The organism is Bordetella genomosp. 5, from assembly GCF_002261315.1.
Taxonomy (GTDB): domain Bacteria; phylum Pseudomonadota; class Gammaproteobacteria; order Burkholderiales; family Burkholderiaceae_B; genus Bordetella.
The window spans coordinates 180,854-200,492 of sequence record NZ_NEVP01000009.1; the positions used below are offsets into that span (position 1 = coordinate 180,854).

Here is a 19,639-nt window from a genome sequence, read left to right on the forward strand (position 1 = left end):
GCGCGCTCGCGTTTCGCCCCGGGGGCGGACCTGCCGCCCCGGCCGGTCAATCGACCAGCTTCCCCGCGCGCTCGATCGCCTTGGGCTCGTCGTCCGTCGGCGGCACGTCCAGGCCCACGTCGGCGCGCACCTGGGCGTGGCTGATGAGGGCGAAAATGAAGGTGCCGCCCACGATGTTGCCGAGCAGGGTGGGCAGCACGAAGCGCGACAGGCTTTCCGAAATCGTGGCTTCGCCCAGCAGCACCAAATACGTGACCTCGATCGTGCCGACCACCACGTGGGCCACGTCGGAGATGCCCATCAGGTAGGTGATCAGGAAGATGAGCAGCACGCGGCCGGTCTCGACCGCGTGGATCATCCACACCAGCAGGGCGATCAGCCAGCCCGCCAGCACGGCGGTCGCGAACGACTTGTCATTGGGCACCTCGAGCAGGTGGTGGCCCATCGCCAGAAACTCCTTGTCGACCTCGGGCGAGAACATCGGCAGGTAGGCGAACACCGCGGCGGCGATCAGGCCGCCCACGAAATTGCCCAGCATCACCGTGCCCCACAGCCGCAGCAGCTTGATGAGCTTGAGCCAGGTCGGCTGCGACATGAAGGGCAGCACCGGCGTGATGGTGTTCTCGGTGAAGAGCTGCTGACCCGCCGTGATCACGAAGATGAAGCCCAGGGTGTAGCCCATCGCCTCGATCAGAATCGCCCAGGGCGCGTCGGGCAGGTAAGCCTGCAGCACGCCGCGGCCCAGCATCGAGGTGCTCATGATCAGGCCGCCAGCGATGGCGGACCAGAACAGGGCGAAGAAGTCGCGCCGCATCTCCTTCTCGCCTTCTTTGCGAATGATCTCGTGGACCGCGGCGGCCTTGGACGGCAGCTTCTCGGTCAGTTCTTCCGCGGATTCTTTTTTGTCGTTCGAGGCGGCGTTTTCGGCCATGGTGCGCTCCGGAGGGCGGTATCGGGTCTGCCCCTGTGGCAGGTGATTTCAACCATATGTCAGGCGGGCGGGAAGAAAAAGGGGCCGATTGGTGTCCAAGGCAAGCAGACGTAAATCCCGCTACGGCGGCCCGCCGTTCTGCATCATCCGTAAGCAGGCGATGCCGGGCGCGCCGACGGGGTAAACTGGCTGTTGCTCCGGGGTGCACGCCAGTGCTGAGATTCAGACCCGCGAACTTGAACCGGCTCATACCGGCGTAAGAAGAGCATCGACCTCAACAGGCCGCGCCGCAGCGGGCCGCCAGGGGCGGGCTTCGGAGCTTTCACAGGAACACGAAAGCCCATGAGCCCGATCGCACCGCCCGAGGCGGACATCCTCGAATTCATTGCCCAGGACGGCTGCACCGACGCCCAGTTCGACGCGCTCGCGCTGCGCCTGTTCGCGTATCAGTACGGCGCCAACCCCGCCTACCGCAGCTTCTGCCAGCGTCGCGGCGCCACGGTGCGCACCGTCAAGACCTGGAGCGACATTCCCGCCGTGCCGATCGACGCCTTCAAGGCCATGGAGCTGCGCTGCGAGCCGTCCGTGCCCGGCGAGCGTGTCTTCATGACGAGCGGTACCACCCGCGCCGACACCCGGGGCAAGCATTTTCATCCGCGGCTCGATGTGTACGACCTGTCGATGACGCGCAACTTTGCCGTGCGCGTGATGCAGGGCGTGCCGCGCCTGCCCATGGGCATTCTGTTTCCCGACGAGATCGCCATGCCGAACTCGTCGCTGGCGCATTATCTGGCGCTGGCCAAATCCGAATTCGGCACGCCCGACAGCCGCTATTTCATGTCGCCGCAAGGGATCGACCTGGCCGGCCTGTGGCAGCGCCTCGAGCAGGCCGAGCGCGAGGGCGAGCCTTACGCCCTGCTGGGCGCCAGCTATAGCTTCGTGCACGTGATCGACGCGCTGCGCAGCGAGGGCCGCTCGTTCCGCCTGCCGCCGGGCAGCCTGCTCTTCGACACGGGCGGCTACAAGGGCCAGTCGCGCGAGCTGCCGCTGGATGCGTTCTATGCGGCGCTGTCGGAGCTGCTCGGGGTGCCGCGTGCGCGCTGCATCAACATGTATGGCATGACCGAGCTCAGCACGCAGTTCTACGACAACGGCAATGCCACGGTGCCCTCGGTGAAATCCGGCCCGCACTGGATCCGCTCGCGTCTGGTCGATCCTGCCACGGGCCAGACCGTGCCTGCCGGCGAGCGCGGCATCCTGGCGCATTGCGACCTGGGCAACTTCAATTCGGTGAGCACGATCCTGACCGAAGACGTGGGCGAGCCGGCCGACGGCGGCTTCCTGTTGCTGGGCCGCGCCGAAGGGGCGCAGGCCAAGGGCTGCTCGCTCGCGGTCGAAGAATTCATCCGCTCGGCCGCGCCATGACGCCGCGCCGGATCGAGGCGGGCTACCTGCCCGGCCTGGCGGCCGCCGACGTCCAATGGCAGATCCTGCCGTTCGGCGAAGGCGTGGATCGCGTCGAGGTGGCGGTGCCGGTGCTCACGGCCGCGCAGATGACCGCGCTGGCGGCGCGCGTGCGCGCGGCGGCCGCGCGCCACCTCAAGACGATGAGCGTGTCCGACATCATCGCCGTGATCGATCGCGCGGTCGCGCGCCTGCTCGACCCGCACGATCCCGTCCGGCGCGACGCCGATGCGCTGTTGCCGCGGGTGAGTGGCTACGACGCCGAAATGGTGCGTCTGGGCCTGACCGGCTTTCTCAGGACGTTTCGCGCCCCGCAGCTGCACCGGTTCGTGGCCGAGGATTTCGCCAACCCCAAGGTGCTCGACGGCTTTCAGCCGGCGGCCAAGGGCGGCGCCGTGCGGGCCTACGGGCCCGATCTGCTGGTGCACAGCTGGGCGGGCAACGTGCCGGCGCTGGCGCTCTGGAGCCTGGTGTGCGGCCTGCTCGTGAAGGCCGGCAACGTCGGCAAGCTGCCCACCGCCGAACCGCTCTTCGCCGGCTGGTTCGCGCGCGTGCTGGCCGAGGTGCATCCGCCGCTGGCCGACTGCCTCGCGGTGGTGTGGTGGCGGGGCGCGGGCGGCGAAGATGCCGAAGCACTCTACGCGCAGGCCGACACGGTGGTGGCCTATGGCGGCAACGCTGCGCTGCAGGCCATCCAGCAACGCCTGCCCGTGACCACGCGCTTTCTGGCGCACGGCCACAAGCTGGGCTTCGGCGTGGTCAGCGCGCAGGCGCTCGATGCCTTGCAGGCGCCCGCGCTCGCGCGCCGGGCCGCGTGGGATGTGATGCGCTACGACCAGCAGGGCTGCTACTCGCCGCATGTGTTCTATGTTCAGCGGGGCGGCGAAGTGTCGCCGCGCGATTTCGCGGCCTATGTGGCCGCCGAGCTGGCCAATCTGCAGCGCCGCTTTCCGCGGCGCGCGCTCGATCTCGACGAGTCGGCGGGCGTGGCCAAGTGGCGTCAGGCGATCGAATGGCAGCCCGCGCGCGCGGGGGCGGACGACGGACTGATCGGCGACCCCGGCGCGGCCTGGAACGTGGCCTACACCGATCGCGCGCCGGCGCTGGCGCCGACCGCCCTGCAACGCACGATCGTGGTCGCCGCGATCGATACGCTGGATCAGGCGGTGGACGCCGTCGCGGGCCTGGCCCGATATCTGCAGACCGCCGGCGTCGCCGCCGCGCCGCACGAGCTGTACGCATTGGCCGAGCGGCTCGGCGCCGCGGGCGTCACCCGCATCAGCGCGCTCGGCGCCATGAGCGTGCCGGAGGCGGGCTGGCATCACGACGGACGCTTCAACCTGCTGGACCTGGTGCGCATGACGGAGATCGAATCGTCCGCCGAAGCCGCCGCCGAGCCCTACGCTTCGTATGAACCCTGAACCCGCACACCCGGCGCCGCCGCCCTTTCTGGATATCCGGCAGGCCGTCTATGCCTACCCGGGCAGTCCGGCCATCGTCGACGGCGTGGACTGGCGGCTGGAGGAGGGCGGCTTTCACACCCTGGTGGGCCGCAGCGGCTGCGGCAAGACCACGCTGCTCAAGCTGGCTGCCGGCCTGCTCGCGCCGCAGCGCGGCCGCGTCGTGCAGGCCGACGGCAGCGCCGCCGCGCCGGGGCCGCAACTGGGGTATGTGTTCCAGGCGCCCACCTTGCTGGACTGGCATCGCGTGATCGATAACGTGCTGCTGCCGGTATCGCTGCAGCGCCGACCCGGCGCCGACGACCTCTCGCGCGCGCAGGACCTGCTCGCGATGCTGGGCCTGGCCGACCATGCACGACGCTATCCGCGCCAGCTTTCCGGCGGCCAGCAGAGCCGCGTGGCGCTCGCGCGCGCGCTGATTCTCGAGCCGGCGCTGCTGTTGCTCGACGAACCCTTCGCGGCCCTGGATGCCATCACGCGCGGCGAGCTGCAGGATGACCTGCTGCGCATGTGCCGGCTGCGCAGCACGACGGTGCTGTTCGTCACCCACGATATCGGCGAGGCGGTTTACCTCGGCGATCGCGTCGGCGTGATGCATCGCGGCAGGCTGGTCGCCGACATCGGCGTCGACCTGCACTCGCCTCGCCACCCGTCGATGCGGCATGGCGCGCCCTTCAATGCCTGCTGCGCGCGCGTCTACGACGCCATGACCGGAGGTACGGCATGAGCCGCTTGTTACGTGGCCGCCGCGCCAGCGCGCGCCTGATGTCGCTCGCGCTGCTCGTCGCGCTCGTTGGCATCTGGGAGGCCGTGGTGCGGCAGACCGGCATTTCGGCCCTGGTGCTGCCCGCGCCGTCGGCCGTGGCGGCCACGCTCTGGAACACGCTGGCCTCGGGCTACCTCTGGCCGCATATCGGCACGACCGTGGCCGAGATGTTGCTCGGCCTTGCGCTCGGCGCTGCGGCCGGGTTGGTGATCGGCGTCGCGCTGGCCGAGTCGGCGTTGCTCGACCGCGTGCTCAAGCCCTATGTGATCGTGAGTCAGGTGGTGCCCAAGCTGGCGCTCGCGCCGCTCTTCGTGCTGTGGTTCGGGTTCGGCATGGCTCCCACCGTGGTGATGACCGCGCTGATCTGCTTCTTTCCGCTGATGGAAAACACCCTGACCAGTCTCCGGCAGGTCGACTCCAATCGCTTGCAGCTCTTTGGCATGCTGGGCGCGTCGCGCACCCAGACACTGCTGCGCCTGAAGCTGCCCGCCGGCCTGCCCGGCATTCTGGCCGGGCTGCGCGTGGCCGTGGTGCTCGCGCTGGTGGGGGCGGTGGTCGGCGAGTTCATCGGCGCGAGCCGCGGCCTGGGCGCGGTGATCATCGCCGCGCAGGGCATGATGGACACGCCGCTCATGTTCGCCGCGCTCACCGCCATCGCCGTCATCGGCCTGGTTTGCTATCAGGCCACGCTGTGGCTCGAACGCCGCCTGCTGCGCCCCTATACCGATCAACCATGACATCAACCAGGACGCTCACCATGCTGCCGTCTCTTCAACGCCGTGCCCTGCTGGGCGCCGCCGCCGGCCTGGCCGGGCTCGCCGCCTTCGGTCCGCTGGCGCGCGCGCAGGGCGCCGCCAGCGGCAGGATCACGCTGGCCGGCTGGAGCAAGCCGATCGCGGAGATCACCAACCTGCTCGCCGAGCCCGACAAGGGCTTCTTCAAGGCGCAGGGCGTGGAGCTCGTCTACCTGCCCGGCGCGGGCGGGGGCGACGCCATCCGCAACATCCTCAGCGGGCAGGCGGATGTGGCCTTCACCGACCCGGGCTCGCTGTTCGCCGCGCTCGACAAGGGCGAGCCGCTGCGCGCCATCTACGACATCTATCCGCAGAACGTCTTCAACGTAGTGTCGCTCAAGTCCGCCAACATCCGGCGGCCGGCCGACCTCAAGGGCAAGCGCATCGGCGTGTACAGCCTGGCCAGCGGGACGCGCCAGAATCTGCTCGTGATGTTGCATCAGGCGGGGCTGACCGAAGCCGATGTCGAGATCGTGGTGACCGGCGTGCTGAATTTCGCGCCGCTCCTGCAGGGCCAGGTCGACGCGACCGCCGCCACGGACACCGGCCTCGCGGTGGGCCGGCGCCGCGGATTGGGCGAGGTCGATGTGATGGAAGTGCGCGACGTGATCAACGTCTCGAGCGATCTGTTCGTCGTGCGCGAGTCGGTGCTGAAGGAGCGCACCGCGTTGCTGCGCGCGTTCCTGAAAGGCTATCGCGACAGCGCCGCCTGGATGATCGCGAACCCCGAGGAAGCCGCCACGCTGGCCGGCAAGCGCGCCATCGACGGTACCGACCGCGCCATCAACCTCGAAGTGATCAAGCTGCGCAATGCCTCGAGCCTGGCCTCGCCGGGCGCGGGCGGCGTAGCGCGGCCGCTGGGCACCTTCGATGTCGACGCGCTGCAGCGCGCCGCCGACGCCTACCGCGCGCTCGGGTTGATCAAGCGTCCCATCGACGTGGCCAGCGTGGTGGACACCAGCCTGTTGCCGGGAGCCTGACATGAGCGCGGATCGCAAGTTTGCCGGGAAAGTCGTGCTCGTGACCGGCGCCAGCCGGGGCATCGGCGCCGAGATCGCACGCGCTTTCGCGCGCGAGGGCGCCACGGTGGTCGTGAACTATCTCAGCAACGCCAGCGCCGCGCAGGCCGTGGCCGAGCAATGCCAGGCGTTGGGTGGCGATGCGTGGGCCGTGCAGGCCGACGTGGGCTCGGCGCCAGCGGTGCAGGCCATGGTGGACAGCATCGTGCAGGAAACGGGGCGGCTGGACGTGGTGGTCAACAACGCGCTGCGTCATTACGCCTTCGATCCGCGCCGCCGCACCGCGTTCGATGCGCTGTCCTGGCACGACTATCAATCGCAGTTCGATGGCGCGGTCGGCGCCGCGTTCAACGTATGCCAGGCGGCCGTGCCGCATTTCAAGCGGCGCGCGCAGGGCTGCATCGTGAACATCGCGAGCAATCTGGTCGAGCATCCGGTGGTGCCGTACCACGACTACACGACGGCCAAGGCCGCGCTGGTGGCCTTCAGCCGTAATCTCGCCGCCGAGCTCGGTCCGCACGGGGTCCGCGTCAATTGCGTGGCGCCCGGCCTCGTCTATCCGACCCAGGCCAGCGGCGAGACGCAGGCCGCGTTCCGCGAAACGTTGATTACCGCCACGCCGCTGCGCCGCATCGCCCGCCCCGAAGACGTGGCTGGTCCGGTGCTGTTTCTGGCGTCCGACTGGAGCGGATTCATGACGGGCCAGGTGCTGTTCGTGGACGGCGGTCTGGTGATGCGCTGACACATGGGGAGAGCGGCAACGCCGCTCGCCGTTTGTATCGAGTACCGCGCGGCGTGTGTCGAGTACCGCGCGGCAGGTGCGGCGTGTTTCGGGTGGCGCGCGGCGCGCCAGCTCAGGCGGTGCGGCCTGGCTCGGGCACGAGCTCGAACACCGCATGCAGCGAGCGGCCGCCTGCGTCCACCGCCACGGTCACCGGCATGTCCCGCACCACGAATTCGTAGATCGCTTCCATGCCCAGATCGGCGAACGCCACCACGCGCGCGGCCTGCACGCTGCGCGCCACCAGATAGGCCGCGCCGCCCACGGCGATCAGGTACGGCGCGCCATGCGCGCGGATGGCGGCGCGCGCTTCGGCGCCCCGCTCGGCCTTGCCGATGGTCAGCAGCAGACCGGTGCGCGCGAGCAGCTGCGGCATGAACTTGTCCATGCGGGTCGCCGTGGTGGGGCCGGCCGGGCCCACCGCCTCGCCGTCGACGGGATCCACGGGGCCGACGTAGTAGAGCGCCCGGCCCTGCAGCGGCACGGGCAAGGGCTGGCCCTGATCGAGCAGGTCGGCCATGCGCTTGTGCGCGGCATCCCGGCCCGTGAGCAGCTTGCCCGACAACAACAGGGTTTCGCCGGCCTGCCAGCTCGCGACGTCGTCGCGCGTGAGCGTGTCGAGATCCACGCGCCGGCCCGATCGGTCGGGCAGCGCATCGGGGATGCCGTCCCACACGGCGGGATCGGTCTCGGGCAGATGCGCCGGACCCGCCAGCGGCATGTCGAATGTGACATGACGGGTGGCCGCGCAGTTGGGCACGAGCGCCACCGGCAGCAGCGCGGCATGCGACGGCGCGGTGGCCACCTTGACGTCGAGCACGGTGGTGTCGCCGCCCAGGCCCTGCGCACCGATGCCCAGTGCGTTGACCCGGTCGTGCACCTCGACGCGCAGGGCCTCTTCGGGCGTGGCGGCGCCGCGCGCGAACAGTGCCGGCATGTCGATCGGCGCGAACAGTGCGCGTTTGGCGAGCGCCATGGCCTGCTCGGGCGAGCCGCCCACGCCCAGACCCAGCACGCCGGGCGGGCACCAGCCCGCACCCATGCCCGGCAGCTGCGCCACGACCCAGTCCGCCACGCTGTCGCTGGGGTTGAGCATGGCATAGCGCGCCTTGACGTCGCCGCCGCCGCCCTTGGCCACGACGGTGAGCCGCAGGTCTTCACCCTCGACGAGCTCGACCTGCACGATGGCCGGCGTGTTGTCGCGCGTGTTGCGCCGCGCGCCGAGCGGGTCGCGAATGATGGAGGCCCGCAGCGGATTGGTGGAACAGGTATAGGCGCGCGCGACCGCCCGGTTGGCCAGCGTCTGCAGGCTGGGCGTGGGCCCCGCGTCATCGTGCATGACGCGCACGTCCATACCCATGCGCACATACACGTGCACCACGCCGGTGTCCTGGCAGACGGGCCGGCGCGCCGCCGCGGCCAGTTTGCTGTTGACCAGCAGCTGCAGCAGGGCCTGGCGCGCCGCGTCGCGGGTTTCGCGTGCATGCGCGGCTTTCAGCGCCTGCACGAAATCCGCCGGGTGGGTGTGGCTGATCGATTGCAGCGCGCTGGCGATGCTGGTCTCGATGTCCGCGGCTTGCACGACGCGCATGACGGGATCCTATTGCAGCGTGATGCCGGCCTGCTTGATCACCTGCGCCCAGCGCTGGATCTCTTCGGCCGTGAATTGCTGGAAGGCCGCCGGCGCGTATTGCGCGGGCTGCAGCAGCTGAATGCCCTGCTCGCTCATGCGCCCCGTGAAGGCCTGATCCTGCAGCGCTTTCTGCCAGGCCTGGTACATCGTCTGCACCACCGCGTCGGGCGTGCCCTTGGGCGCATAAAGGCCGTACCAGGTCGAGACCTGGAACCCGGGGATGGCCTTCTCGCCCATCGTGGGCACCTCGGGGAACTGCGGCATGCGCTCGCTCGACGTGAGACCGAGCGCGCGCACCTTGCCGCCCTGGGTCTGCGGCAGGGCGGTGTTGGTCTGGTCGAACATGGCGTCCACCTGATTGCCCATCAGGTCGTTGAGCGCCGGGCCCGCGCCCTTGTAGGCGATGGGCGTGATCTCCATGCCGGCCTGGCTGGCGAACATGGCCGCCACCAGATGCGAGGTCGAGCCCACGCCCGCGTTGCTGAAGTTGAGCTTGCCGGGGTTCTGCTTGCCGAACGCGATCAGATCGGACACGGATTTATAGGGCGATTTTTCGCCGACCAGCAGCACCAGCGGCGTATCGGGGAAGCGGAACACCGCCTGGAAGTCGCGCGCCGGGTCGTACGGCAGGCGGGCATACAGCGAAGGCGCGGCGGCCATATAGCCGATGTGGCCGACCAGGAAGGTGTAGCCGTCGGGCGTGGACTTCGCGGCCTTGGCCGCGCCGATGGTGCCGCCCGCGCCGCCGACGTTCTCGATCAGGATGGTCTGCTTGAGCTCCTGCGCGACCCGGTTGGCCACGTTGCGCGCCATCGCGTCCGTGGGGCCGCCGGCTGCGAACGGCACGATCCAGGTGATGGCCCGCGAGGGGTAGTTGTCTTGCGCTTGCGCGCCCAGCGGCAGGGCGAACGCGCCCGCGACGGTCAGTGCCGCCATCCAGTTCTTCATGGTTTGTCTCCGTGTGTTCTTGTGCTGTGTGGGGTGGGCGCCGGTCAGGCCGGCGAATGGGGAACGTAGGCGTGGTCGCGCATGCGGTCGACCATGGCGGGGGCCGCGCCGAGATAGTTGGCGGGGTCGCACAGGCGTTCGATGGCATCGCCGTCCAGGCGCTGCGTGACGCGCGGATCCTCGCGCAGCACGTCGGCCAGGCGGCGGCGCGCGGTGGCCGCGGCGCGGCAGGCGTCATAGACGACGTCGTGCGCGGTCTGGCGGCCGATGTGCGGCGCGAGGCCCATCATGACGGCCTCGGCCACGATGAGGCCGCCCGAGAGGTCGAGATTGCGGCTCATGCGGGCGGTGTCCACTTCGAGCCCGCCCAACATGAAACGCGCCTGGCGCAATGCGCCCGCGGTCAGCACGAAGGCCTCGGGCACCGCGGTCCATTCGACATGCCAGGGGCCGGTGGCGCGCTCGAAGTCCTGCAGCATGGCGTCGAGCGCCAGTCCGGCGTGCTGGCGCACGGTCTTGGAGGCGCTCCACATCAGTTCGCACGAGATCGGATTGCGCTTCTGCGGCATGGTGCTGGATGCGCCGCGGCCTTTCACGAAGGGCTCGAACGCCTCGGCGAATTCGTTGGTCATCATCAGCATGATGTCCACGGCGATCTTGCCCAGCGAGCCCGCCACCAGGGCCAGGAATTGCACCGTTTCGGCCAGGCCGTCGCGCGCCACGTGCCAGGTGACCGGCGTGGCGCCGAGGTCCAGCTCCTGCATGAGTGCCGCGTGCACGGCCAGGCCCTCGTCGCCCAGCGACGCGAGGGTGCCCGCCGCGCCGCCGAACTGGCCGATCAGCACGCGAGGCCGCAGTTGTTCGAGGCGCTCGCGATGGCGTCGCACCATCAGCAGCCAGACGGCCGCCTTGTAGCCGAAGGTGATGGGCAGGGCGTGCTGCAGATGGGTGCGGCCGGCCATGGGCGCGTCGCGATAGCGCAGCGCCAGCGCATCGAGAATGCCGTCGAGCGCGGCGAGGTCGTCGTCGATGATGGCCAGCGCGTCGCGCACCTGCAGCACCGTGGCCGTATCCATGATGTCCTGCGTGGTGGCGCCCCAGTGCAGGTATTCGCCCTCGGCGCCGCACTGGTGCGCGAGCTGGTGCACGAGCGGCAGGATGGGATAGCCCACGATCTCCGTCTCGTCGCGCAGCCGTGCCATGTCGATCGCGGCCGCGTCGGCGCGCGCTTCGATGGCGGCCGCGGCCGCGGCGGGGATGACGCCGAGGCGGCCCTGCACGCGGGCCAGCGCCACTTCGGTGTCCACATAGCGCCGCACGGTGGCCTCATCGTCGAACACGGCGCGCATCGCGGCGGTGCCGAACATATCTTTGAACAGGGCCGATTCGAGGACTGAGATGGGCATAAATGTACGCTCTTAATAAGTTGTACGTACATTTAAGCAGGCGCTTGGTCCGGCGTCAACGCCGGGGATTACCCGTAGCGGAGGAGCCGGTGGGAGCAGCAGATAGAATGGAGTCCGTCTCCCATTTCCCCCCTGCCATGTCCATCACGCTGTACACCCGCATCTCGGAAGAACTGGCGCGACGGATCGCGAGCGAGGTGTATCCCGTGGGCACGCTGCTGCCCGCCGAGCATGCCCTGGCCGAGGAATTCGACGCCAGCCGCCATACCGTGCGCGCCGCGCTGCGCCAGCTGCAGGACCTGGGCCTGATCGCGCGCCGCCGGGGCAGCGGCACGGAGGTGATCGCCGCGCGGCCCAGGACAGGCTTCAGCCAGTCGCTCGGCTCGCTCGAAGACCTGGTGCAGCTGGCCGCCGAGACGCCGCGCACCATTCATCAGACCCAGGAAGTGGTGGTGGATGTCGGTCTCGCGCTGCAACTGGGCGTGGGCCCGGGCACGCGCTGGTTGAAGTTTTCGTCCACACGTGGCGCCGAAGGCCAGCCGCGGCTGGTCTGGACCGAGCTGTATGTCGATGCCCATTACAAGGGCGTGCGCAAGCTGGCCCGCGAGCATCCCGACCGCCTGGTGTCGGACCTGATCGAAGCGCACTACGGACGCCGCATCGCCTCCGTGGCGCAGACGATCTCGGCCTGCGCGCTGCCCGCAACGGTGGCGCGCGAGCTCGCGGTGGCCGCGGAATCACCGGGCCTGTTCATTCGGCGTCAGTACAAGGATCAGGCAGGGCAGATCGTGGAGGCGTCGCTGTCGTATCACCCGGCGGGCCGCTACGAATTCACGACCACGCTGATCCGGGAACACTGAGCGGCGCGGGCGTCAGCGGCTGCTGGCGCGGCGCAGCCGTTCGAGTTCGGCCTGGTTGAGCCGGCGCGCTTCCTGCTCGGCGTAGGCGCGTTCGCCGGATTCATAAGAGCCTTCGAACATGCAGCGGCTGCGGAACCAGCCGCAGTCGTTGGCGACGCGGCCATCCTCGGCGCGTGTCTGGCCGTGCCCGTCGGGCGCGCTGGGCTTGCTCGAACAGCCGGCCAGGGCCGCGAGAAGAATCACCGCGGCATAGCGGCTCGACGTGAAGACAGACATGGACTGCGCCCCGAAAGAGTTGCTGCAGGCATAGTTATAGCAAGCCTCGCGCCCGCGGCCGTGCGCTGGTATCGTGGCGCCAGCCATTTGTGCGCTCGATCCTTCCATGCAGACAGACATTCTTCGCGATTCGTTCGCCGGGCTGACGGCGTTCATCGCCGTGGCCCGCGAGCGCAGCTTCACGCGCGCTGGCGCGCGGCTCGGCCTGTCGCAGGCCGCCGTGAGCCACGCGGTGCGTGGCCTCGAGAAAAAACTCGGCGTGCAGCTGCTGGTGCGTCATTCGCGCAGTGTGGTCCCGACCGACGCGGGCGAGCGCCTGCTCGCCACGGTGGCCCCGCAACTGACGGCGATCGACGCCGAGCTGGCGGCGCTGGCCGAGTTGCGCGAGAGCCCCACCGGCACGATCCGCATCACGGCTTCCGACCACGCCATCCGCCAGGTGCTCAGCCCCAAGTTGAAGGCCTTCCTGCCCAAGTATCCGGGCATCCGCGTAGAGCTTGCGGCCGACAATGCATTCACCGACCTGGCCGCGGCGGACTTCGACGCCGGCGTGCGCCTGGGCGAATCGGTGGCGCAGGACATGATCGCGGTGCGCATCAGCCCGGACATCCGCTTCGCGGTGGTCGCGACCCGGCAGCACTTCACGCCGCGCAGCCTGCCCAAGACGCCCGAAGACCTGATGCGGCACAACTGCATCAACCTGCGGCTGCCCACCTACGGCGGCCTGTGGGCCTGGGAGTTCGACAACGGCAAGCGTCAGGTGAACGTGCGGGTCGAGGGGCAGCTCACCTACAACAGCATCTATGACTGCTTCGACGCGGCCGTGGCCGGCCTGGGCGTGTCGTACGTGCCGCAGGAACTTGCCGCGCCCTATGTGAAGACCGGCCACCTGATCAGCGTGCTGGCCGACTGGGCCCCGCGGTGGTCTGGATTCCATCTGTACTACCCCAGCCGGCGCCAGAGCTCGGGCGCGATGGCGCTGCTGGTCGCCGCGTTGCGGGAAGACGGCTGAGCGCAAGCGCCGGCCCATTTATCAACGCCATTCATGGTTGCATGCGCTTTATGCGGGTTTTTCGTCGCCCGCCGAGCGCCTACAGTAGCGCCTTGCCGTCCGCCACCGGACAGCCTGTATCTGCAAGGACTACGCTCATGACCGTCAAAGCCTACGGCGCCCACGCCGGCGACCAGCCTCTCGAATCCATGGACATCGAACGCCGCCCGGTCGGGCCGCACGACGTCCAGATCGACATCGCCTACTGCGGCGTGTGTCATTCCGACTTGCACCAGGTGCGCGCGGAATGGGCCGGCACCTTGTTTCCCTGCGTGCCCGGCCACGAGATCGTGGGCCGCGTCGCCGCCGTCGGCGCGCACGTAACCGGCTTCGCGCAGGGCGACCTCGTCGGCGTGGGCTGCATCGTCGATAGCTGCAAGCATTGCGACGACTGCGGCGTGGGCCTGGAGAATTATTGCGACGGCATGATCGGCACCTACAACTTTCCGACGCCCGATGCGCCGGGCTGGACGCTGGGCGGCTACTCGCAGCAGATCGTGGTGCACGAGCGTTATGCCCTGCGCATCCGTCATCCCGAGTCGCAGCTTGCGGCGGTCGCGCCGCTGTTGTGCGCCGGCATCACGACGTATTCGCCGCTGCGCCACTGGAACGCGGGTCCGGGCAAGAAGGTCGGTATCGTCGGCATCGGCGGGCTGGGCCACATGGGCATCAAGCTCGCCCACGCCATGGGCGCGCATGTCGTGGCGTTCACCACCTCCGAGTCCAAGCGCGCCGATGCGCTCGCGCTGGGTGCCGATGAGGTGGTGGTGTCGCGCAATGTCGAGGAGATGGAGGCGCATGCCAGGAGCTTCGACCTCATCGTCAATACGGTGGCCGCACCGCACGACCTGGACGCGTTCCTCGTGCTGCTCAAGCGGGATGCCACCCTGACGCTGGTGGGTGCGCCGGCGACGCCGCATCCCTCGCCCGAAGTGTTCAACCTGATCATGAAACGCCGCTCGCTGGCGGGTTCGATGATCGGTGGCATTGCCGAGACCCAGGAAATGCTGGATTTCTGCGCCGAGCACGGCATCGTCGCCGACATCGAACTCATCCGCGCCGATGAGATCAACGAGGCGTATGAGCGCATGCTCGCCGGCGACGTGAAGTATCGCTTCGTGATCGACAACGCAACGCTGGCGGCCTGAGCGGTGGCCTCGTCTGCTACGCCGAGCCGGCACGCCGCCTGGGGGGCCGTCCTCGCCATGTCGCTGGGCGCGTTCGCGCTCGTCGCCTCGGAGTTCATGCCGGTCAGCCTGCTGACGCCGATCGCCGCTGACCTCGGCATCAGCGAGGGCCAGGCCGGCCAGGCGATCGCCATCTCCGGTGCGTTCGCGCTGGTGACCAGTCTTTGCATCTCGTCGGTGGCCGGCCGACTGGATCGCAGGAGGCTGCTGCTCGGGCTCATGCTGCTGATGATCCTGTCGGGCACGGTCGTGGCGTTCGCGCCCAACAACCTCGCCTTCATGGCGGGCCGAGCGTTGATCGGCGTGGCGATCGGTGGGTTCTGGTCGATGTCGGCCGCCACCGTCATGCGCCTGGTGCCACCGCTGCAGGTGCCGCGCGCGCTCGCGGTGCTCAACGGCGGCAATGCGCTCGCCACCGTGCTCGCCGCGCCGCTGGGCAGCTTTCTGGGTGGCATCGTGGGCTGGCGCTGGGCCTTCTTCGCCGTGGTGCCCGTGGCTGGCGTGGCGCTGCTGTGGGCCCTGGCGACGCTGCCCCGCCTTCCGGCCCGCGTGCCGTCGCGCCCCGGAGGCGTCATCGCGCTGCTGCGGCGGCCCATGGTGGTGCTGGGCATGCTGGCATCGGGCATGTTCTTCATGGGCCAGTTCGCGCTGTTCGTGTACCTGCGGCCGTTCCTCGAGACCGTCACGCATCTCGACGTGACCGGCATTTCGCTGGTGCTGTTGCTGCTGGGCGCGTCCGGCCTCGCTGGCACGTTCCTGATCGGCCGCTATCTGTCGGGCCCCGGGCTCTATCGCACCTTGTGCGTCATCCCCATGGGGATGGCCGTGATCGCGGTCGCGTTGATGGTGCTGGGCGGCTCTGCGGGCGGCACCGCGTTGCTGGCCGGTCTGTGGGGCTTGCTCGCCACGGCGGCGCCCGTGGGATGGTGGACCTGGCTGGCGCGCACGTTGCCCGATGACGCGGAGGCGGGCGGCGGGTTGCTCGTCGCGATCGTGCAGCTGTCGATTACGCTCGGCGCGACGGTCGGCGGACTGCTGTACGACATGAACGGCTATCGCGGCACATTTACGGCCAGCGCCCTCATGCTGGTAACGGCCGCCGTGCTCGCGCATTGGGTGGGACGCCGCGCGCGCCAGGGCCACGACGCCCCGGCGGCGGCGTTGGCCGGCGAGCATGGCGCGATGGGCAGCTGACGTAACGCGGAGTAGCATGGCGTGGTGCGCCGGCGCCCGCGAAGGACGGATCTCATGTCGCAAACCCAATTCAGTGAATTGCTTGCACTGGGCGCGGTGGCCCGCGAGCGCAGTTTCACGCGCGCGGCCGCCCAGCTGGGGATGTCGCAGTCGATGCTGAGCCACACCATCCGCAAGATGGAAGAGCGCCTGGGGGTACGGCTCCTGACGCGCACGACGCGCAGCGTCTCGGTGACCGAGGCGGGCGCACGGCTGCTGAGCGCGGTGACGCCGCGGCTCGCCGACATCGAATCCGAGCTGAGGTCCGTGGCCGAGCTGGGCGCGACGCCCTCGGGCACCATCAGGTTCACGGCAACCGATCACGTGATCGACACGGTGCTGTGGCCCCGCCTGGCGCCGATGCTGCCCGTGTATCCCCGGATCAAGCTCGAGATGCACTCCGATTACGCGCTGAGCGATCTCGTGCGGGGCCGCTACGACTTCGGCGTGCGCCTGGGCGATGTGCTGGCCAACGATCTGTCGGCGGTGCGTATCGGCCCGGACCTGCGGCTGGTGATCGTGGGCGCGCCGGCGTACTTCGCATCGCGGCCGATGCCCGCGAGCCCGCAGGATCTCATCTCGCACGACTGCATCAACCTGCGCCTGCCCACGCGCGGCACCCTGTATGCATGGGAGCTGAAGAAGGGCACGCGCAGCATGAATGTGCGGGTCGATGGCTCCCTCATCTTCAACGGGATCTATCAGATCCTGAACGCCGCGCTGTCGGGCCATGGCCTGGCCTATGTGCCGGAAGATCTGGCGCAGCCGCACTTCGACAGCGGCCGGCTGGTGCCCGTGCTGAAGTCGTGGTGGCGCACGTTCCCGGGTTTTCATCTTTTCTATGCGCGCGGGCGGGAAACCTCGCGTGCGATGCAAGTGGTGATCGAGACCCTGCGCCATCCCGGCTGATGGGATCACGGTCTTATCGTGGTGGGCTGTCGGCAGGATTTGATGGAGTCGTGGCGCGGTGCGCCGTGATAGCTTTCGCAGCATCGATGATGCGCGGTCTCGTCGGCCGCGCGATGTGTGCGCCGGACCTCCGGCAAACCAAATCAGGCACAGGAAGAACAGCATGGAACTGGATATCAACGGCAAGACCACGGCGGTCTCCGCGGACGCCGACACCCCTTTGTTGTGGGTCATTCGCGACGAGCTGGGCATGACCGGCACGAAGTACGGCTGCGGTCTCGCGCAGTGCGGCGCCTGTTCGGTGCTGGTCGACGGCGTCGCCATGCGCTCCTGTGTGGTGCCGGTGGAAGGCATGGCCGGACGCAAGATCACCACCATCGAGGCGATCGAGAATGACGAGGTGGGCAAGCGTGTGGTGGCGGCCTGGGTGAAGCATCAGGTGCCGCAGTGCGGCTATTGCCAGTCGGGCCAGGTGATGGCGGCCACGGCGCTGCTCAAGCAGATTCCGAACCCCACCGACGCCGACATCGAGGCCGCGATGATCAACCTCTGCCGTTGCGGCACGTACAACGCCATCAAGGCGGCGGTGCACGATCTGTCAGGGGCCGCGTGATGCATCCCATGTCCAAGCTTCCCTGGCTCGAGGCCGACCCGCTGGGCGCCGCCCTGTCGATGGCGGAACCCGTGAACGTGTCTCGCCGCCGCTTCCTGCTGACCTCGGCGGGCGCCGCCGCCGGCTCCCTGGTGCTGGGCTTCGGCCTGCCGCTGGGCAAAGCACGCGCCCAGGGCGCCGCGGCCGCGGCCGAACCCGGCACGCAGGTCCCTGCCTTTCTGGAGATCCGTCCGGACAGCACGGTGCGACTGCTCAGCCCGTTCATCGAGGGCGGGCAGGGCACCTTTACCGCGATGGCGCAGATCGTGGGCGAGGAGCTCGATGCCGATCCGGCCACCTTCGTCGTGGACAGCGCGCCGCCGGGCAAGGAGTTCGTGGTGATGCAGAACGGCATGCGCATCACCGGTGGCAGCATGTCGGTACGCTTCGGCTATGCCGCCATGCGCCGGCTCGGAGCACTGGCCCGGCAGATGCTGCTGCAGGCTGCGTCCGCGAAATTGGGCGTCCCGGTGGCCGAGCTGAGTACCGAACCCGGAAAGGTCCTGCACGCCGCCTCCGGCCGCAGCCTGAGCTATGGCGAGCTCGCGCCCGCTGCGCTCGACCTGCCGGTGCCCGACCCCGCCAGCGTCACGCTGCGCGATCCCGCTCAGTTCCGGTGGATCGGCAAACCGGTGGCGCGGCTCGACGCGCACGACAAGTCCACGGGCAAGACGGTCTACACGATCGACATGAAGGTCGACGGCATGCTGCATGCCGCCGTGCAACATGCGCCGCGGCTCGGCATGACTCTCGGCGCGCTGCGCAACGAAGCGCAGGTTGAAGGTATGAAGGGCGTGCATTCGGTGCACCGCCTGCCGGGCGCGGTCGCGGTGTTGGCCGAGCGCTGGTGGGATGCCAAGCGGGCGGCCGAGGCCGTGCAGGCCGAGTGGATCGAGCCCGCGGAAGGCGCGGAGGGCCGTCACATGCCGGCTGATTTCTCCACGGCGGCTTTCAAGGAGCGGCTGGCCAACGAGCCAGGCGAGGGCGAGCAGGCCGAATCGGTGGGCAACGCCGCCGAGGCGTTGAAAGCCGCCAAGACGGTTGTGAGCGCAACGTATTACAGCCAATACCTGAATCACGCGCAGCTCGAACCCTCGTCGGCGCTGGCGCGCTTCAACGACGACGGCACGCTCGACCTGTGGGCGCCCAATCAGGCGCCGGATATGTTCCGCGCCGACGTGGCCAAGCGCACCGGGCTGACCCCCGAACAGATCCGGATCCATTCCCCGCTCCTGGGCGGCTTCTTTGGCCGGCATTTCCTGTACAACACCGCCAATCCCTATCCCCAGGCCATCGCGCTCGCGAAAGCGGTGGGCCGTCCGGTCAAGCTGATCTGGAGCCGCGAAGAAGAGTTCCTGCGCGATACGCTGCGCCCGATGGCCGCGGTGCGTTTTCGCGGGGCGCTGGATGCGGATGGCAACCCGGTGGCCCTCGACGTGGTCAGCGTGACCGAGGGACCGACCGAAGGCATCAACAACAAACGCGGTGCCAAGCTCGATCCCACCGCGCTCGAGGGGCTTACGCACAAGGAATACGCAATCGCCAATCGCCGCGTGGCGCAGCTCTACGTGAAGCAGCCCGCGATGCTGGGCTATTGGCGCTCGGTGGGCAACTCGCTCAACGACTTCATGTACGAGGCCTTTCTGGATGAGCTGGCCGACAAGGGCGGCAAGGATCCTTACGAACTGCGCCTGCATCTGCTGCAGGGCAACGCCCGCCTGACCACCTTGCTGCGCGCCGTGGGCGAGCTCTCGGGCGGCTGGAAGCGCGGCCCGTATACCGCGGCCGATGGCTCGCGGCGGGCGCGTGGCGTCGCCATGGCATCGCCGTTCGGCACAGAGGCCGCCGTGATCGCCGAGGTGTCGATCGCGCAAGGCCAGGTGCGGGTGCACGATATCTGGCAGGCCATCGATCCCGGCAGCATCGTGAATCCCGCCATCGTCGACGCCCAGGTCAACGGCGCCGTGGCGCTCGGCCTGTCGCAGGCGCTGGTGGAAGAGGCGGTCTACAAGGGCGGCATGCCCGCGGCGCGCAACTACGATCTGTATCCGATCCTCACGCCCGCCCAGATGGCGCGCGTGCATGTGCGCGTGATCGAGAGCGGCGCCAAGATGGGCGGCATTGGCGAGCCGCCGCTGCCGGCGGTGGCGCCGGCCGTGGCCAATGCCGTGGCGGCTCTCACCGGCGAACGCCTGCGCAGCATGCCGTTCTCGCAACACACCTTCAAATCCTGATCCCGCCCGCGATGCCCAACGCAATGAATAACAAA

18 protein-coding genes and 1 riboswitch are annotated in these 19,639 nt (G+C 69.0%); of the genes, 13 read left to right on the forward strand and 5 right to left on the reverse strand.

Going from position 1 to position 19,639, the window contains the following annotated elements; translation table 11 throughout:
- Positions 1-46 precede the first annotated feature (46 nt).
- Positions 47-931, reverse strand: coding sequence for a formate/nitrite transporter family protein (locus CAL25_RS15230; protein ID WP_094801500.1), 885 nt, complete (start codon positions 929-931; stop codon positions 47-49).
- A gap of 188 nt (positions 932-1,119) precedes the next feature.
- Positions 1,120-1,211: riboswitch (TPP riboswitch) on the forward strand.
- 62 nt (positions 1,212-1,273) lie between these two features.
- On the opposite strand from CAL25_RS15230, the gene CAL25_RS15235 reads away from it, so the two are divergent.
- From CAL25_RS15235 to CAL25_RS15260, 6 genes are read left to right on the forward strand one after another with little or no spacing between them, the layout of a single operon-like run.
- Entirely contained in the window at positions 1,274-2,356 is a 1,083-nt protein-coding gene (locus tag CAL25_RS15235; protein ID WP_094801501.1) for a long-chain fatty acid--CoA ligase, read from the forward strand.
- Positions 2,353-3,816 (forward strand): acyl-CoA reductase, encoded by a 1,464-nt coding sequence (locus CAL25_RS15240; protein WP_094801502.1) that lies wholly within the window; start codon positions 2,353-2,355, stop codon positions 3,814-3,816. The genes CAL25_RS15235 and CAL25_RS15240 overlap by 4 nt, the downstream gene beginning before the upstream one ends.
- A complete protein-coding gene (locus tag CAL25_RS15245) occupies positions 3,806-4,582 on the forward strand; it encodes an ABC transporter ATP-binding protein (RefSeq protein WP_094801503.1) in 777 nt (258 codons plus the stop codon). Before CAL25_RS15240 ends, CAL25_RS15245 begins: the two co-directional genes overlap by 11 nt.
- Complete coding sequence (locus tag CAL25_RS15250; RefSeq protein WP_094801504.1) at positions 4,579-5,358, forward strand: ABC transporter permease; 780 nt, start codon at positions 4,579-4,581, stop codon at positions 5,356-5,358. Before CAL25_RS15245 ends, CAL25_RS15250 begins: the two co-directional genes overlap by 4 nt.
- Positions 5,355-6,395: an ABC transporter substrate-binding protein gene (locus tag CAL25_RS15255; protein WP_249279103.1), complete on the forward strand. Its 1,041-nt coding sequence runs from the start codon at positions 5,355-5,357 to the stop codon at positions 6,393-6,395. Before CAL25_RS15250 ends, CAL25_RS15255 begins: the two co-directional genes overlap by 4 nt.
- Position 6,396: 1 nt before the next feature.
- Positions 6,397-7,176: a 3-oxoacyl-ACP reductase gene (locus CAL25_RS15260; RefSeq protein WP_094801506.1), complete on the forward strand. Its 780-nt coding sequence runs from the start codon at positions 6,397-6,399 to the stop codon at positions 7,174-7,176.
- Positions 7,177-7,288: 112 nt separating this feature from the next.
- On the opposite strand, the gene CAL25_RS15265 is transcribed toward CAL25_RS15260, so the two are convergent.
- From CAL25_RS15265 to CAL25_RS15275, 3 genes are read right to left on the reverse strand one after another with little or no spacing between them, the layout of a single operon-like run.
- On the reverse strand, positions 7,289-8,806 hold the full coding sequence (locus CAL25_RS15265) for a fumarate hydratase (RefSeq protein WP_094801508.1): 1,518 nt from the start codon (positions 8,804-8,806) through the stop codon (positions 7,289-7,291).
- 9 nt (positions 8,807-8,815) lie between these two features.
- Complete coding sequence (locus tag CAL25_RS15270; protein WP_094801510.1) at positions 8,816-9,796, reverse strand: Bug family tripartite tricarboxylate transporter substrate binding protein; 981 nt, start codon at positions 9,794-9,796, stop codon at positions 8,816-8,818.
- Between the two features lie 44 nt (positions 9,797-9,840).
- Complete coding sequence (locus CAL25_RS15275; protein ID WP_094801512.1) at positions 9,841-11,202, reverse strand: class-II fumarase/aspartase family protein; 1,362 nt, start codon at positions 11,200-11,202, stop codon at positions 9,841-9,843.
- A 107-nt stretch (positions 11,203-11,309) separates the two neighbouring features.
- Here CAL25_RS15275 and CAL25_RS15280 point away from each other — a divergent pair, with 107 nt between their 5' ends.
- Positions 11,310-12,062, forward strand: coding sequence for a GntR family transcriptional regulator (locus CAL25_RS15280; RefSeq protein WP_249279104.1), 753 nt, complete (start codon positions 11,310-11,312; stop codon positions 12,060-12,062).
- A gap of 12 nt (positions 12,063-12,074) precedes the next feature.
- Here the strand turns inward: CAL25_RS15280 and CAL25_RS15285 are convergent, their stop codons facing one another.
- On the reverse strand, positions 12,075-12,338 hold the full coding sequence (locus CAL25_RS15285; protein WP_094801515.1) for a hypothetical protein: 264 nt from the start codon (positions 12,336-12,338) through the stop codon (positions 12,075-12,077).
- 106 nt (positions 12,339-12,444) lie between these two features.
- On the opposite strand from CAL25_RS15285, the gene CAL25_RS15290 reads away from it, so the two are divergent.
- The 6 genes from CAL25_RS15290 to CAL25_RS15315 all read left to right on the forward strand — a co-directional run bounded on the left by CAL25_RS15290 (position 12,445) and on the right by CAL25_RS15315 (position 19,604).
- Complete coding sequence (locus CAL25_RS15290) at positions 12,445-13,350, forward strand: LysR family transcriptional regulator (protein ID WP_094801517.1); 906 nt, start codon at positions 12,445-12,447, stop codon at positions 13,348-13,350.
- A gap of 137 nt (positions 13,351-13,487) precedes the next feature.
- Complete coding sequence (locus CAL25_RS15295; protein WP_094801519.1) at positions 13,488-14,537, forward strand: NAD(P)-dependent alcohol dehydrogenase; 1,050 nt, start codon at positions 13,488-13,490, stop codon at positions 14,535-14,537.
- A 57-nt stretch (positions 14,538-14,594) separates the two neighbouring features.
- Complete coding sequence (locus CAL25_RS15300; RefSeq protein ID WP_094801521.1) at positions 14,595-15,770, forward strand: MFS transporter; 1,176 nt, start codon at positions 14,595-14,597, stop codon at positions 15,768-15,770.
- Positions 15,771-15,824: 54 nt separating this feature from the next.
- A complete protein-coding gene (locus tag CAL25_RS15305; protein WP_094801523.1) occupies positions 15,825-16,718 on the forward strand; it encodes a LysR family transcriptional regulator in 894 nt (297 codons plus the stop codon).
- Positions 16,719-16,881: 163 nt separating this feature from the next.
- The gene (locus CAL25_RS15310; RefSeq protein ID WP_094801525.1) at positions 16,882-17,331 is read left to right on the forward strand and encodes a (2Fe-2S)-binding protein; all 450 of its coding nucleotides are present in this window, start codon (positions 16,882-16,884) and stop codon (positions 17,329-17,331) included.
- Positions 17,332-17,339: 8 nt separating this feature from the next.
- Positions 17,340-19,604, forward strand: coding sequence for a xanthine dehydrogenase family protein molybdopterin-binding subunit (locus CAL25_RS15315; protein ID WP_094801606.1), 2,265 nt, complete (start codon positions 17,340-17,342; stop codon positions 19,602-19,604).
- Positions 19,605-19,639 lie beyond the last annotated feature (35 nt).

Bases quoted from the DNA above. Each gene is read 5' to 3' on its own strand.
- CAL25_RS15230 (WP_094801500.1), bottom strand. From the start codon at position 931: ATGGCCGAAAACGCCGCCTCGAACGACAAAAAAGAATCCGCGGAAGAA.
- CAL25_RS15235 (WP_094801501.1), top strand. From the start codon at position 1,274: ATGAGCCCGATCGCACCGCCCGAGGCGGACATCCTCGAATTCATTGCC.
- CAL25_RS15240 (WP_094801502.1), top strand. From the start codon at position 2,353: ATGACGCCGCGCCGGATCGAGGCGGGCTACCTGCCCGGCCTGGCGGCC.
- CAL25_RS15245 (WP_094801503.1), top strand. From the start codon at position 3,806: ATGAACCCTGAACCCGCACACCCGGCGCCGCCGCCCTTTCTGGATATC.
- CAL25_RS15250 (WP_094801504.1), top strand. From the start codon at position 4,579: ATGAGCCGCTTGTTACGTGGCCGCCGCGCCAGCGCGCGCCTGATGTCG.
- CAL25_RS15255 (WP_249279103.1), top strand. From the start codon at position 5,355: ATGACATCAACCAGGACGCTCACCATGCTGCCGTCTCTTCAACGCCGT.
- CAL25_RS15260 (WP_094801506.1), top strand. From the start codon at position 6,397: ATGAGCGCGGATCGCAAGTTTGCCGGGAAAGTCGTGCTCGTGACCGGC.
- CAL25_RS15265 (WP_094801508.1), bottom strand. From the start codon at position 8,806: ATGCGCGTCGTGCAAGCCGCGGACATCGAGACCAGCATCGCCAGCGCG.
- CAL25_RS15270 (WP_094801510.1), bottom strand. From the start codon at position 9,796: ATGAAGAACTGGATGGCGGCACTGACCGTCGCGGGCGCGTTCGCCCTG.
- CAL25_RS15275 (WP_094801512.1), bottom strand. From the start codon at position 11,202: ATGCCCATCTCAGTCCTCGAATCGGCCCTGTTCAAAGATATGTTCGGC.
- CAL25_RS15280 (WP_249279104.1), top strand. From the start codon at position 11,310: ATGGAGTCCGTCTCCCATTTCCCCCCTGCCATGTCCATCACGCTGTAC.
- CAL25_RS15285 (WP_094801515.1), bottom strand. From the start codon at position 12,338: ATGTCTGTCTTCACGTCGAGCCGCTATGCCGCGGTGATTCTTCTCGCG.
- CAL25_RS15290 (WP_094801517.1), top strand. From the start codon at position 12,445: ATGCAGACAGACATTCTTCGCGATTCGTTCGCCGGGCTGACGGCGTTC.
- CAL25_RS15295 (WP_094801519.1), top strand. From the start codon at position 13,488: ATGACCGTCAAAGCCTACGGCGCCCACGCCGGCGACCAGCCTCTCGAA.
- CAL25_RS15300 (WP_094801521.1), top strand. From the start codon at position 14,595: ATGTCGCTGGGCGCGTTCGCGCTCGTCGCCTCGGAGTTCATGCCGGTC.
- CAL25_RS15305 (WP_094801523.1), top strand. From the start codon at position 15,825: ATGTCGCAAACCCAATTCAGTGAATTGCTTGCACTGGGCGCGGTGGCC.
- CAL25_RS15310 (WP_094801525.1), top strand. From the start codon at position 16,882: ATGGAACTGGATATCAACGGCAAGACCACGGCGGTCTCCGCGGACGCC.
- CAL25_RS15315 (WP_094801606.1), top strand. From the start codon at position 17,340: ATGTCCAAGCTTCCCTGGCTCGAGGCCGACCCGCTGGGCGCCGCCCTG.